The organism is Methylocystis sp. (assembly GCF_051061225.1).
Taxonomy (GTDB): domain Bacteria; phylum Pseudomonadota; class Alphaproteobacteria; order Rhizobiales; family Beijerinckiaceae; genus Methylocystis.
This window is the reverse complement of sequence record NZ_JBPFEB010000005.1, coordinates 23,869-36,014: the sequence shown is the minus strand read 5'-3', so window position 1 is coordinate 36,014 and position 12,146 is coordinate 23,869. Positions and strand designations below refer to the sequence as shown.

The 12,146-nt window shown below is 62.3% G+C and carries 17 protein-coding genes; 16 read left to right on the top strand and 1 reads right to left on the bottom strand.

All coding sequences use genetic code 11. From position 1 onward, the window contains the following. Positions 1-2: 2 nt before the first annotated feature. Entirely contained in the window at positions 3-413 is a 411-nt protein-coding gene (locus ACR652_RS00535) for a hypothetical protein (RefSeq protein WP_434504563.1), read from the bottom strand. Positions 414-436: 23 nt separating this feature from the next. On the opposite strand from ACR652_RS00535, the gene ACR652_RS00530 reads away from it, so the two are divergent. The 16 genes from ACR652_RS00530 (at position 437) to ACR652_RS00455 (ending at position 12,140) form a co-directional block, all read left to right on the top strand. Further along, positions 437-781 carry a hypothetical protein gene (locus ACR652_RS00530; protein WP_434504562.1) on the top strand — a complete coding sequence of 115 codons (345 nt, stop codon included), beginning with the start codon at positions 437-439 and terminating at the stop codon, positions 779-781. Then, positions 778-1,842 (top strand): helix-turn-helix domain-containing protein, encoded by a 1,065-nt coding sequence (locus tag ACR652_RS00525; RefSeq protein ID WP_434504561.1) that lies wholly within the window; start codon positions 778-780, stop codon positions 1,840-1,842. The genes ACR652_RS00530 and ACR652_RS00525 overlap by 4 nt, the downstream gene beginning before the upstream one ends. A gap of 10 nt (positions 1,843-1,852) precedes the next feature. Further along, positions 1,853-2,458, top strand: a complete 606-nt coding sequence (nusG, locus tag ACR652_RS00520) for a transcription termination/antitermination protein NusG (protein WP_434504560.1) — start codon at positions 1,853-1,855, stop codon at positions 2,456-2,458. Further along, positions 2,459-2,833: an HNH endonuclease gene (locus ACR652_RS00515; protein ID WP_434504559.1), complete on the top strand. Its 375-nt coding sequence runs from the start codon at positions 2,459-2,461 to the stop codon at positions 2,831-2,833. It begins immediately after the preceding gene. Between the two features lie 148 nt (positions 2,834-2,981). After that, positions 2,982-3,536, top strand: coding sequence for a P27 family phage terminase small subunit (locus ACR652_RS00510; RefSeq protein WP_434504558.1), 555 nt, complete (start codon positions 2,982-2,984; stop codon positions 3,534-3,536). Positions 3,537-3,562: 26 nt separating this feature from the next. Next, complete coding sequence (locus tag ACR652_RS00505; protein WP_434504557.1) at positions 3,563-5,326, top strand: terminase large subunit; 1,764 nt, start codon at positions 3,563-3,565, stop codon at positions 5,324-5,326. Continuing rightward, a complete protein-coding gene (locus ACR652_RS00500) occupies positions 5,314-6,597 on the top strand; it encodes a phage portal protein (protein ID WP_434504556.1) in 1,284 nt (427 codons plus the stop codon). Before ACR652_RS00505 ends, ACR652_RS00500 begins: the two co-directional genes overlap by 13 nt. Next, positions 6,594-7,280: an HK97 family phage prohead protease gene (locus tag ACR652_RS00495; RefSeq protein ID WP_434504555.1), complete on the top strand. Its 687-nt coding sequence runs from the start codon at positions 6,594-6,596 to the stop codon at positions 7,278-7,280. The genes ACR652_RS00500 and ACR652_RS00495 overlap by 4 nt, the downstream gene beginning before the upstream one ends. Before the next feature lie 28 nt (positions 7,281-7,308). Continuing rightward, on the top strand, positions 7,309-8,637 hold the full coding sequence (locus ACR652_RS00490) for a phage major capsid protein (RefSeq protein WP_434504554.1): 1,329 nt from the start codon (positions 7,309-7,311) through the stop codon (positions 8,635-8,637). A gap of 95 nt (positions 8,638-8,732) precedes the next feature. Further along, positions 8,733-9,191 carry a hypothetical protein gene (locus ACR652_RS00485; RefSeq protein WP_434504553.1) on the top strand — a complete coding sequence of 153 codons (459 nt, stop codon included), beginning with the start codon at positions 8,733-8,735 and terminating at the stop codon, positions 9,189-9,191. A 5-nt stretch (positions 9,192-9,196) separates the two neighbouring features. Next, a complete protein-coding gene (locus tag ACR652_RS00480) occupies positions 9,197-9,826 on the top strand; it encodes a head-tail connector protein (protein WP_434504552.1) in 630 nt (209 codons plus the stop codon). Further along, a complete protein-coding gene (locus ACR652_RS00475; protein WP_434504551.1) occupies positions 9,823-10,170 on the top strand; it encodes a hypothetical protein in 348 nt (115 codons plus the stop codon). The genes ACR652_RS00480 and ACR652_RS00475 overlap by 4 nt, the downstream gene beginning before the upstream one ends. A 3-nt stretch (positions 10,171-10,173) precedes the next feature. After that, positions 10,174-10,593, top strand: coding sequence for a hypothetical protein (locus ACR652_RS00470; RefSeq protein WP_434504550.1), 420 nt, complete (start codon positions 10,174-10,176; stop codon positions 10,591-10,593). 32 nt (positions 10,594-10,625) lie between these two features. Further along, positions 10,626-11,552 carry a phage tail tube protein gene (locus tag ACR652_RS00465; RefSeq protein ID WP_434504549.1) on the top strand — a complete coding sequence of 309 codons (927 nt, stop codon included), beginning with the start codon at positions 10,626-10,628 and terminating at the stop codon, positions 11,550-11,552. Then, positions 11,552-11,743, top strand: coding sequence for a hypothetical protein (locus ACR652_RS00460; RefSeq protein WP_434504548.1), 192 nt, complete (start codon positions 11,552-11,554; stop codon positions 11,741-11,743). Before ACR652_RS00465 ends, ACR652_RS00460 begins: the two co-directional genes overlap by 1 nt. Further along, positions 11,730-12,140: a hypothetical protein gene (locus ACR652_RS00455; RefSeq protein WP_434504547.1), complete on the top strand. Its 411-nt coding sequence runs from the start codon at positions 11,730-11,732 to the stop codon at positions 12,138-12,140. Before ACR652_RS00460 ends, ACR652_RS00455 begins: the two co-directional genes overlap by 14 nt. Positions 12,141-12,146 lie beyond the last annotated feature (6 nt).

Sequence of the window (12,146 nt, the reverse complement as noted above, 5' to 3'; positions counted from 1 at the left end):
TCTCAGGCTCCGCAATGATCGTGAGGGCGACAGGCGAACATAATGGCGACAAGGCGGTTCTCGCTCGCGCGGATCAACTCGACGCAGCCGTTCGCACGCTCAAATGGGTTCGCGCCAACGCAGACGCGCTCCGCCGCACCGTCGCGCATCAGCAGGCGCGGGCTGAGCGCCGCAGGTTTGGGGATCTGCCGCTCGCGCAGCAGGCTGCGCTGCGATGTGGTGATGCAAGATTTCAGAAATTTATGCGCGTTAGCGACTCTGACGAAGCCGCGCGAGTTGTTCGCGGCGCTTGCAAGGTGGAAAGCCGGGCCGAGCTCGACACGGTTGCGGAAGCCGGCGCCGTTTGGCGGCGGATGAACGATGAATTTGAGGTATGGCTGCGTGGAATTGGGGATGACGAGGAAGCCGTTCAAGAGGCAACCGAAGGGGCGCGGGAATGAGCATGCGCGTCGAAGGCTTTTTCCGCCTTGCCGAGAAAATTGCGGGGGCTGCAGGGATCGACCCCGTTTGGCTGATTGCCAAGAAATACGAAAGCTATCCGCGCGTGCGTGAATTGCGCGCCGAACTTTACGTGGCTGCCCTCGCTGAGGAATTCGACCCCCGTTTCATTATGGCCTGCTGCGGGCTTGCGAACGAAGCAAAGTTCTACAGGAGAGCGATGGCGGCATGCCGGCTTCCGCAGCGCGAGAGCATCATGCGCCGCTGCATCGCCCGCATCAATGCCTTGGAGACGAGCTCCGATAAGACAGGACGCGCCAGCAGTTCCAGAGGTGCGGCATGAGCTTTTCCGCGCTCAATTGGGCTTGTTCAATCCGTGACCCGAGCGTCTCGGCTGGTGCTCGTCATGTTCTGTTGACGCTCGCCCAATTCGCCGACGAACATCAGACCTGCTATCCCTCGCATGCGGCGCTTGCGGCGATCACGAACCTTTCCCCAGATACCGTTCAGCGCCGGATCAAAGACCTTATCGAGCACGGATTAGTATTTGTTGTAAAGCGCAAGAACAATGACGGCCGCCGTCTCACGAATTACTATGTATTGCTTGTAGATGCGGCGGCGCGCGCCCATGCGCTCGCCCATGGCATGGCAGAAGACGGGTCCGAACGGGAGGCCGAAGACGACCAACCTGCAGGTCGCGGAATAGACCAACCCGCAGGTTGCGGCATGGACCATGCCGCAGGTTGCGGCATGGACCATGCCGCAGGGGAAACGGATCCATGCCGCAGGGTACACGAAACCATGCCGCAACTGTGCGGTATAGAACCATCAAATAACCATCAAATAACCCTCCCCCCTACCCCCCATCGGGGGGAGGGAGGGGGCGCTTCGCGCAAGCTCTCCGATGATGACCAGGCTCGCCTTGACCGGTGGCAGGCCTTCCGGAAGGTCTGGCCATGGGACGCGGCCGAGCTCGTCGCTGAGGCGCGCGCGGTGTTTTTGCGGCTCTCCACGGTCGAGCAACAAGCCGCGATCGACGCCGCGCCCAGATATGTCGCCGCGTGCCGGGAGCGCGAGACGCGAGCACGCAATCACGGGATCGCTCACGCCAAGCGCTGGTTGAGCGGAGAGGGTTGGGCGGCGTTGAAGGCGCGCAGCGCGGAGAGCGCCGCATCGCTGGCTGGCCGTCCCTTCGCGGTTCGGCAGGGCTCGCCGCAGGCAGCCGCCTGGGCGCAATACGAGGCCGCCGTCAATGGAGCGCCTCGGCTCAAGTTCTTCCACTCTAACGCCCTAGGCATGATCTGCATGCGACCAACCGAATGGCCGCCAAGCCCGAAGCTAACGGGAGTGGGCGGCCCAGAGTCGGCGCGCGACGGCCCGGAGGGCCAGGGGCGTGAGGCGTAGGATCGGGAGTTTGGGCGAAACGGATGGCGGCGAGGGCAGGATGGCTTGGCATGTGATCGAATGCTTCGAGGGGAAGGATCGGGAAGTCTATGGGCGGCTCGCGGCGCTCGGCTTCGAAGTATGGCGGCCAGTGCTAAAGGTGCGTCCATCAACGCGCTGGAGCGGGAAGCCGCTCGAGGCCAAGAGGCAGAAGCCGCGCTACGTAGCGATATTCGGGCGCTATTTGTTCATCCACATCGAGATGACCGATTCGGTTTATGGCGCGATCAAAGAGCAGCCCGGCGTCGAGGCATGGCTGTGCTTTGCCGGCTCGAATGAACCTGCAACTGTCCCCGACGCTTTGATTGAGCATTACCGCCAATTCAAACCCGAACGCGTTGATACAGCTACCGTTTACAAGAACGGCGATATCGTAAGGGCGCTGCAAGGACCGTTTGCAACCTTTCATGGGGTCGTTGACCGGATTGACTCGAGGGGCGTCCTGTGTGTTGAAATGAGCATCTTCGGCAGGCCGACGCCCATCATCTTTCCAGTCGGCCACGTCGAGCTCGTGGAGCAAAGCCGCCGGCTTCCGATCGAGCGCGACGTCAAGCAACGCCCGCGAAAGCGAGCGTAAGTGCGAAGCCTGCCCGGCCTCGACCCTCGATCATCAAGCGCCATGCCCTCCTCCCCGAAGACGGCTCGCCCGTCTCACTCCTCCACAACGCGGGCCGAAACGCGCGTCGAATATGACGCGCGCCGCCGGGATCGCTACGCGTGGCGCAAGTGGTATGGCTCCCAGCGGTGGCGGCGGATGGCCAAGGCGCAACTCGCAAGCCACCCACTCTGCTGCATGTGCGAGGCGGAGGGGCGCGTCGAGATCGCGACCGTGGCGGACCATGTCGTCCCCCATAGGGGCGACTGGGCGCTGTTTTGGGACGGCGCGCTGCAATCGCTCTGCGCCCACCACCACAACCGCGCGAAGCAGCGCGAAGAGGCCCGGGGGGCCTAAATCTTTAGGCCCTTAGGGGGCGCAACCGGTCAGGTAAGCGCCTGAAAAACTCCGCGATATTCCGGAAAGTTTTTTTTTACAGGACGCCATGGGACGTCGGAAAGATACGCCGCGCATGCAAGCCGCCAAAGGATCGCCGGGAAAGCGCATGTCGAAAGCCGATCGCGCGCTCGCCGAGGCCGAGCGTTTGGCGAGCGTCATCGCCGCGGCGCCGGCGGAGTCGAGCGACCCCTTCGCGCCGCCGGCGATGCTGCTCGACGAGCGCTTGAAGCCGGCGCTGACCGTTTGGCGCGAGCTTGCTGCCGAACTCAAGCAGTTCAACATCGTCAGCAATCTCGATCGCTACACATTCGCCGTGCTGTGCATTTCCGTGGCCGACTATATGGCCGCCGTCGACAATATCCTCGTCAATGGTCCGCAGTATTGGGCAAAGACGCATGGCGGCAACAAAATGCTGCGCACCAATCCGGCGGTTATGGTCAAGGAACGGCTCGGCAAGTTCATTTTCGACGCGGCGGCCGAATTCGGCCTCTCGCCGTTGCGCCGCTATGCGCTGTTGCGCGAGCAATCCGCCTATGGCGGCGGCTCCATGTCCGCTGGCGTCGCGCATTCTGCCGACGCGCCCGCCCTGACTTGTGCAGATGATGAGGATTTGATTGGCCTGGCGGCGCGCCGAAACTCGCCGCCGCCGACTCTGCAATAAGTTTTGGGCTGGAAATATCTCACCAAATGACCGCGCCAGCGCTCGCCTCGGCCGGCGCAGCGACGTTGAGCTGCGATCTACCCGAATTTATCGCCCGCGCCGCCGCGCAAGGCTGGCCGTGGGCCGAAATTGCCTGGCGGCGCGCGGCTGCCGTTGAGGGCGCTTGGTATGACCAGGCCAAGGCGGATGCAATCGTCGAGTTGTGGCCGAAAATCTTTCGGCTCACCGATCTGCATTTCGCCGGCGTGCCGTTCCGCTTGGCGCTCTGGCAAGAGGTCACAGTGCGCCTGCTCGTCGGCTGGAAAATCGGCGCCGAGATCGTCGATCCACACTCCGGCCGCGCTGCGATCGAACAGGTGCGACTGTTTCGCCGGCTGTTGCTGTGGATTCCGCGCAAGAACGGCAAGAGCGAATTCCTTGCCGCGCTCGCCCTTTTGTTCTGGGCGCTCGACGCGGTGCACGGCGGGCAAGGCTACTGCTTCGCGCTCAATGAAAAGCAGGCGCGCACGGTCTTAAACAAAATCAAGGCCATGATCTTTCGCGAGCCGCGCCTGGCGAAAGATTTGACCGTGTTCGGGCGCTCGATCTGGATGGCGCGCCGCCAGGCGCGGTTCGAGATTTTGACCGGCAAGGCGGAGGGAAAGCACGGCCTGTCGCCTTATGTCTCCGTCGGCGACGAGATGCATGAATGGCAATCGCGCGATCTCGACACGACCATCCGGCAGGGCATGGGCGCGCAATTGCAGCCGATTGAGCTCTTCGCCTCGACCGCCGGCCTCAAATCGGCGGTCACCGGTTACGAGCTCTTCCAAGAGTCGTTGAAGATTCTGGCGGGTCCGATCAGCCCGCCGGCCCATGGCGACGACACCGGCGACGGTCTTTATGATCCCACGTCCCTCGTCGTCATGTTTTGCCTTGAAGACGACGACGATTGGCAAGACGAGAGCAATTGGCGCAGGGTCAATCCCAACCTCGGGCTGTCGCCGACGATCGACTTCCTGCGCCGCGAGGCGGCGTTGGCCAAGAACAACTCGCGCGCGGAGTCGCATTTCCGCCGCTACCACCTCAATCAATGGGTCGAAAACGCGGTCAAATGGCTGCCGCCGAAAAAGTGGGACGCGTGTTGCGAGGATAAGGACGCCTGGCGGCGCCGCGCCGACGAGCTGCGCGGCCGAAAATGCTTCCTCGGCTTCGACGTCTCGTCGACGCAAGACATCACCGCGCTCGTCGCCTGGTTCCCGCCGGACGAGGATTTCGACACTGTCCGCCTCTTCGCCCGCTTCTGGTGTCCTGAGGAAAATATCGACGTTCGTTCGAAGCGTGACCGCGTTGCTTACGATCGCTGGGTGAAAATGGGCGCGCTGGAGGCGACGCCCGGCGATTATGTCGATCAGTCCTATGTTCAAGCGGCGATCGGAGAGGCGTTGGAAGCCTTCGACGTGCAAGTTATTGGCTTCGACCCCTGGAACGCGACGAAGCTCGTCACGGACCTGCAAAACGACGGCGTCGAGCCGGAGCGCTTCGTCAAGGTGCGGCAGGGGATTCCCTCGCTCGGCGAGTCGACGAAAGCCTTCGAGAAGCTGGTTTTCGCCGGGAAACTCGATCACGGCGGCCACCCGGTTCTAAAATGGATGGCCGGAAACGCCTGGGTTCGTTTCGACCGCAACATGAATTTCGCGCCCGACAAGGAAAGGTCGCGGGAAAAAATCGACGGAATCGTCGCCGCCGTCATCGCTCACGCCGTCGCCATCAACGCCGATCCGCAGGGACAATCCTTTTGGGACTCTTAACGAAAATCGCAGATTTGTGGCGCGGCTCGGTCAAATCCGGCCTTGTCAGCATCCCGGATTTCCTGTCTTACCCTGGCGTCAAGTCGGGCGTCGCCGTCACCTGGCGCTCGGCGCTGGAGGTTACGGCGGTCAACGCCTGCGTGCGCGCCATTGCGGACGGCTTGTCGCAGACGCCCATGCGCTTTTATGACGGCAGCCAGGATCGCCTCGCCCGAGTCTTAGACCACCCGCTCGAAGCGGTCTTCCGCCGGCCCAATCGTTGGCAAACCGAATATGAATTCCGCGAGACGATCGCGATCCACGCCGCCTTGACTGGAAACGCCTTCGTTTTTGTCAATCGGGTGGGTCCCTCGAACGCGCGCCGCATCGAAGAGCTGATCCCAATCTCCCCGGGGCGGGTAACGGTCTATCGCAAGGCCGATTTGAGCCTCGAATATCATGTCGCGGCGGAAGTTCCCGATCAGTCTGGCCTCTCGCAGGGCCTTTCGCAGCTTGCGAGCGGCGGCGTCACGGTCTTTCCGCAAGACATGATTTGGCATTTCCGGGGGCCGTCATGGAACTCCTGGATGGGAATGGAGGCGGTGAAGCTCGCGCGTGAGGCGATCGGCCTTGCCATTGCGACGGAAGCCGCCCACGCGATGCTGCACAAGAACGGCGTCCAGCCCGGCGCGCTCTATTCGGTCGACGGCAAGCTTTCCGAAGAGCAGCATGAGAAGCTGAAGGGCTGGATCGAAAAGCACGTCGCCGGCGACAATCTGTTCAAGCCGCTCGTCCTCGATATGGGCGCAAAATACGCCTCGCAGGCGATGACCGGCGTCGACGCCCAGCACCTCGAAACGCGCCGCTTTCAGATCGAAGAAATCTGCCGAGCCTTCCGCGTCAATCCCATCATTGTTGGCTATAGCGACAAAACATCCACTTACGCCAGCGCCGAGCAAATGTTTATCGCCCATGTCGTGCATTGCATCGCGCCCTGGGCCAAACGCTTCGAGGATTCGGCCCGCTGCGCCCTGCTCGCCCCCGATGATCCCACGATCATTCGCCTACACCTCAACGGCCTCATGCGCGGCGCGGCGCGCGACCGTTCCGATTTCTACGCCAAGGCGCTCGGCCATGGCGGCGGCCAGGGGTGGATGACGACAAACGAGGTCCGCGAAGACGAGGGCCTCGATTGGATCGAGGGCGGCGACGTCATTCCCGCTCCCGTCGCCCCCGCCGCCCCCGCCTCGGCTGCTCAAGACGATCCCGCATCGGACGGAACCTCCCAATGAATTCATTCCTCGCGCCCTTCGAGATCAAATTTGCGACCGACGCCAAGGCCGGGGCGTTTCAGGGCTACGGCGCAATCTTCGGCAACGTCGATTCCTATGGAGACGTCATCGCGCCCGGCGCCTTCAAGCGCACCTTGAAGGAATGGGGCAAGAAAAAGAGCCTGCCCGCCATGCTCGCGCAGCATGGCGGGTGGGGCATGACGGCCGGGGACATGATGCCCATTGGCGTCTGGACGGACATGCGCGAGGACGAAAAGGGTCTTTGGTGCGAGGGCGTCTTCGCCGATACGCCGCGCGGCCAGGAAGCCTATGCGCTCTGCAAGATGGAGCCCCGCCCCGCCCTCGACGGCCTATCGATCGGTTATGCCGCCAAAACCTACACAGTAGGGACGAAGCCCGAAGAGCCGCGGCGCACATTGCAGGATATCGAGCTCTTCGAGGTGTCTCTCGTCACCATGCCGGCCAATCCGAAGGCGCGGGTCTCCGCCGTCAAGTCGGCCGGCGAAATGACCAAACGGGAATTCGAACGGGCTCTGGAATGCGGGACGCTTCCAAAGCTCACGTCGAGCGAGGCCAAACGGCTGCTTTCTGGCGGCTGGGAGGCCATGAGCGCCGTGCGGGACGCCGGCGACAGGGAAGCTGCGGACATCCTGCGGCGGTTGCGCGCGCTGCGCGGCGAATAGCTCAAACAAAGGACTTATCGAGATGCCGATGGAACGTAAAAACTATGAGCGCAAGGACTCAGGCGCCGTCGATCCGGCGGTTTCCGCGCTCTTTGCCGAGCAGATGAAAACCTTCGAGGCCTTCAAGGCGACGAATGACGCCCTGGAGAAAGAGGTCAAAAAGCTCGGCTCTGCCGACGTCCTCACCGAGGAGAAGCTCGGCAAGATCAACAAGACCCTGGACGACATCGGCGACGCCATCAAGCTCTCGCGCAAGCACGCTGAAGAGATCGAGGCGAAGTTCAATCGCGGCGGCCTGGGCGGCGCCGGCGGGGAGGATGCGGAAATCAAGGCTGTCGGCGATTTCGCGGCTTTGACCGGCCACGCCGTGACGGTCGACGATTTCCGCGACTATAAAAAGGGCTTCAACACCTATATGCGCAAGGGCCCGGATGGCCGCCAGCCGGAGCTCAAATCGCTCTCGGTCGGCTCCGATCCGGACGGCGGATATCTGGTCACGCCCGACGTCACCGGCCGGATGGTCAGCAAAATTTACGAGTCCTCGCCGATCCGTCAGGTCGCCAACGTCGTGACAATCGGGACGGATTCCCTCGAAGGCCCAATCGACAACGGCGAGGCAGGCGCGGGCTGGGTTGGCGAAAAGGCGACGAGAGCCGAGACGACAACGCCGCAGCTCGGCAAATGGACGATCGCAGTCAACGAGGTTTACGCCGAGCCGCGCGCGACGCAAAAAGTTCTCGAGGACGCGATGATTGATCTTGAGGCCTGGCTCGCCACCAAAGTCTCCGAGAAGATCGCGCGCGTCGAAAACGCCGCTTTCGTCGCGGGCGACGGCGTCCTCAAGCCGAAGGGCCTGTTCGCCTATGCGTTTGCGGCGACGACCGACAAGGCTGGAACCCGCCCCTGGGGCACCTTTGAATTCGTCGGAACCGGAACCTCGGGGGCCTTCAATTCGGCGGCGCCCGCCGACGCCATCTATGACCTCGTCTATCGCCTCAAGGCGGGCTATCGCACGAACGCGCGCTTCATGATGACGCGTGCGACCGTCGGCGCGATCCGCAAGTTCAAGGACACGACCGGCCAATATCTGTGGCAGCCGGCGCTGACCGCGGGCCAGCCGCAAACGATCCTCGGCTATAACGTCGTCGAAGGCGAGGATGTCCCCGAGATTGCCGCGAACTCCTACTCGATTGCCTTCGGCGATTTTGCCGAGACCTATCAGATTGTCGATCGCGTCGGAATCTCGGTGCTGCGCGATCCCCTGACGCTCAAAGGGTGGGTCAAGTTCTACACCCGCCGGCGCACCGGCGGCGGCGCGGTGAATTTCGAATCCATGAAGTTCCTGAAATTCGCCTGAGATCGCGGCGCTAAGGCGCGATCTATCCCCGGCGGGCGGTCGCTTCGCCTCTTGAAGCGACCGCCCTTCCCTGCGCTCATAAGGAAATTGAAGAGATGACCCCCGAACGCGACGCAGTTTCATGCTGCAGCTATGCGAACGCCATCGCTCCAGCCGTCTATGCGGCCGACCAGGCCGGCGCCCTCGTCGATCTTCGCGACTATCGCTCTGCGACAGTCCTCCTCCATATCGGCGTCGGCGGCATTACCTTCTCGGGAACGAACAAGATCGAATTCGTTCTTCAGGCTGGTAACGCCAGCGATGGCTCCGACCTCGCCAACGTCACGGATGACGACGTCCTCAATATCGACAGCGTGGCGCCGGCCTCGATTTCGAATGGCATCGTGCGCGCCCTCACAGCGGCGCACGCCGCCGCGACTGTCCAGAAAATCGGCTATATCGGCGGCAAGCGTTATCTCAAGCTGACGGCCGATTTCTCTGGCACGCATGGAACTGGAACGCCGATCTCCGCGCTCGTCGAGCTCGAAGACGGCGAAATCAACCGCGTCGCCTGATCGAAATGTCGACCCTTCGCCTCGTTACCCCGCCCACAGCGCAGGCCGTCTTGCTTGACGAGGCGAAGGCCCATTTGCGCGTCGACGCGATGGATGATGACGCTCTGATCGCCGCGCTGATCAGCGCCGCGACGGACGCCCTCAATTATCTCAACCGCACCATTGCTCCTTGCCTATGGGAGCTCGATCTCGCCGCCTTTGCCGACGAGATTATTTTGCCCCGTCCCCCGCTGAAAACAGTCTCTTCGATCGTCTACCGAGACAGCCAAAACATAGCTCAGACGCTACCGTCAAGCGTCTATGACGTCGTCACGGACAGCGAGGGCTTTGGATACGTTCGACTTGCCTACGGGCAATCCTGGCCAGACGTGCGCAGCGGCGGCGAGCCGGTGACGATCCGTTTTGAGGCCGGATATGACGCGCCGCCCCCGCCGATCAAAGCCGCCATTTTATTGCGGGTCGCTCGCCTTTACGAGCTGCGGGATGCGGCTTCGCTCGCGCCCCGCCTGCGCGCTGAGACCAACGAGGGCATCAACCGCTTCGAATATGCCGTGTCGACGCCCGCCGGCGCTTCCGAAGCGATCTCGGAAGCCGAATCCCATTTGCTGTCCCGTTACCTTGCTCGGTCGCCATGACGCCTACCCAAGCCCGCCAGTCGCTTGCGCGGTCATTGAACGCCTCGGGGCAGACGGTTGTCCTCCAGCGTCTTAACGGCGCCGGCGCGGGCGCCTACAGCGTCAAGGCCAGAATCATGGGCGCGGAGGCGTCCGACGTCGTCGGCGCGGTCCAGCAATTGCGCCGCAAGGCCATTGTGAGCGCGGAAGACGTCGAGTCGAGCGGCTTTCCTGTCCCATTCCTGCCCAAGCAGGATCGCCTGATTTGGAATGGAAAGACGCTCGTCATCACCTCGGTTAATGACGCCACACGGCGTCTTCAGGGCATCCTGATCGGCTATGAACTCGAACTGGCTGGCGCTTAGCCCATGGCGTCACTTGCCGTTCAAAACACCGTCACGTCGATCCTCGCCGCCAATTGGAGCTATACAGACGTTTATGGCCCGAACGCGGCCGGGTCTGTTCCGTCAGATAACCGCGCCTTCCTAGAAATCCTTTTTCCGGTCTCCAACGAGCAGCAATATTCCTTTGGAGCGCCGACGAACTATCACGAGGAAACCGGCGCCTTCCGCGTCGTGCTGAACATCCCGGCGGGAATTGGCATTGATCCCTCCGGTGCGCCGTGGACGACCCGGATTGAGGCGCTGATGCAGCAATTCCGTGGGAAATTCATCAACAGCACGGAATTCCTCGGCTTCGTCGGGCCAACCATCCTGGATGACTCCGACGACGGCGCCTATTTCGAGATTTCCTTCGCGTGTTCGTATCGCCACATGCTGCTGGCTTGACGGGCCAACTCGCGCCTTACAGGAGAACGTAAATGACCTTCGCTTCCGGCTTGCAGCGCGATGTAGCTGTCATCGACGAAGTCACTTGGGGAACGACGCCAGCGACTCCGGCCTTCAGTTATGCCCGTGTCCTCGAAGGATCGGGCATGAATGCGACGAAGCAGACGGAGCTGATCCGCCAGCTCTCGAACCACTCCAACCCGGTCGATCTCGTCCAGCTCGGACAGGATGCGAGCGGCTCCTACGCGCTCGTCCCGAGCTACGGCGGCGCGTTCGAGTCCATGCTTCTCGCCACGATCCGGCAGTCAGCGTTCACGACGAATACGGCGTGGAACGGCCGCGCGATCCTTTCCAAGACGTTCGAGGAAAAGATCACGGGAACGGCGGCGAACTACCTCCGCTATACCGGCGTCGAAATCGAGTCGATGGATATCAGTCTCGCCGCGCGCGGGCTGATGGAAGCGACGATCATCGTCCAGGGCAAAGTCGGCGCCTATGCGACGTCGCTGATCTCCGGAGCGACTTATACCGCGGTCAATTCCGAGGAATATTACAACGCGCTGGGCGTGGCCAATATCGCGCTGGTCGGGCTTTCGCCGGTCCCGTCCATCCGATCGCTCAAGATGTCGATCAAGCACGCGTTGACGCCGATCAATGTGGTCGGGAGCCTGACGCGCCTCGGCAACGCCTTCGACATGATCGAAGTCACCGGATCGATCGAGACGCTCTTTGAGACGAATGCGGCGTTGGCCGCCTTCCTTGCGCACAGCAGCGGGTCGCTGGCCTTCACCGTCGGCACCGTGACCAGCAAGAAATACACCTTCACCATGCCGAAGGTTTATTTTCAGGAGGGCAACGTCTCCCAGGCCGGCACCGGCCCCGTCCTCGCGACGCTGGGCTTCTCCGCCGTCTATGACGGCACGAACGGCACCATCAAGATCGACAAGGCGGTGGCGTAATGAAGATCGAAGTCACGCAGGCCTTTTACGGGCGGCCCGACGAGGCCGCCGCAGAAAACACCCTCTTCCTAGAAGGCGCGGTCGTGGATGTCCCCGACGACTTCGGGAAGATGGTTGTCGCCAAGGCGCTGGCGAAACTCGCCCCCGCCGCATCCCCAGCCGAGAAAGTGAAGCCGAATGAAGCTCAGTGAAATCGCGGTCAATGCGGAGGCCATCGAGACCGGGCGGTGGGTCTCCGTTGGTCAGTTCTTGCCTGGCGTCCGACTGAAGGTGCGGGGCGCCGACAATACCGATTGCCGCCGCCTGAGGAACAAGCTGATCGCGGAAGTGCCGCGCGCCGAGCGGATCAAGGGCTTGGACACGAAAACGTCCGACGCGATCAACGCACGGCTTCTGGCCGAAACCGTTGTGGTCGATTGGTCCGGCCTTGAGGATGATGACGGCGCCCCCCTTCCGTTCTCGAAAGGAAGGGCTCTTGAGATCCTGTCTAACCCCTCGTTCGTGGTGCTCAAGAACGCCGTCGAGTGGGCCGCTGCTGTCGTCGGCGAAGACGATCTCGCCGAGACCGAGGACGCCTCAAAAAACTGATCCAGG

Coding starts and splice junctions, on each gene's coding strand:
- ACR652_RS00530 (WP_434504562.1), top strand. CDS start 437: ATGAGCATGCGCGTCGAAGGCTTTTTCCGCCTTGCCGAGAAAATTGCG.
- ACR652_RS00525 (WP_434504561.1), top strand. CDS start 778: ATGAGCTTTTCCGCGCTCAATTGGGCTTGTTCAATCCGTGACCCGAGC.
- ACR652_RS00510 (WP_434504558.1), top strand. CDS start 2,982: ATGTCGAAAGCCGATCGCGCGCTCGCCGAGGCCGAGCGTTTGGCGAGC.
- ACR652_RS00505 (WP_434504557.1), top strand. CDS start 3,563: ATGACCGCGCCAGCGCTCGCCTCGGCCGGCGCAGCGACGTTGAGCTGC.
- ACR652_RS00495 (WP_434504555.1), top strand. CDS start 6,594: ATGAATTCATTCCTCGCGCCCTTCGAGATCAAATTTGCGACCGACGCC.
- ACR652_RS00490 (WP_434504554.1), top strand. CDS start 7,309: ATGGAACGTAAAAACTATGAGCGCAAGGACTCAGGCGCCGTCGATCCG.
- ACR652_RS00485 (WP_434504553.1), top strand. CDS start 8,733: ATGACCCCCGAACGCGACGCAGTTTCATGCTGCAGCTATGCGAACGCC.
- ACR652_RS00480 (WP_434504552.1), top strand. CDS start 9,197: ATGTCGACCCTTCGCCTCGTTACCCCGCCCACAGCGCAGGCCGTCTTG.
- ACR652_RS00475 (WP_434504551.1), top strand. CDS start 9,823: ATGACGCCTACCCAAGCCCGCCAGTCGCTTGCGCGGTCATTGAACGCC.
- ACR652_RS00470 (WP_434504550.1), top strand. CDS start 10,174: ATGGCGTCACTTGCCGTTCAAAACACCGTCACGTCGATCCTCGCCGCC.
- ACR652_RS00465 (WP_434504549.1), top strand. CDS start 10,626: ATGACCTTCGCTTCCGGCTTGCAGCGCGATGTAGCTGTCATCGACGAA.
- ACR652_RS00460 (WP_434504548.1), top strand. CDS start 11,552: ATGAAGATCGAAGTCACGCAGGCCTTTTACGGGCGGCCCGACGAGGCC.
- ACR652_RS00455 (WP_434504547.1), top strand. CDS start 11,730: ATGAAGCTCAGTGAAATCGCGGTCAATGCGGAGGCCATCGAGACCGGG.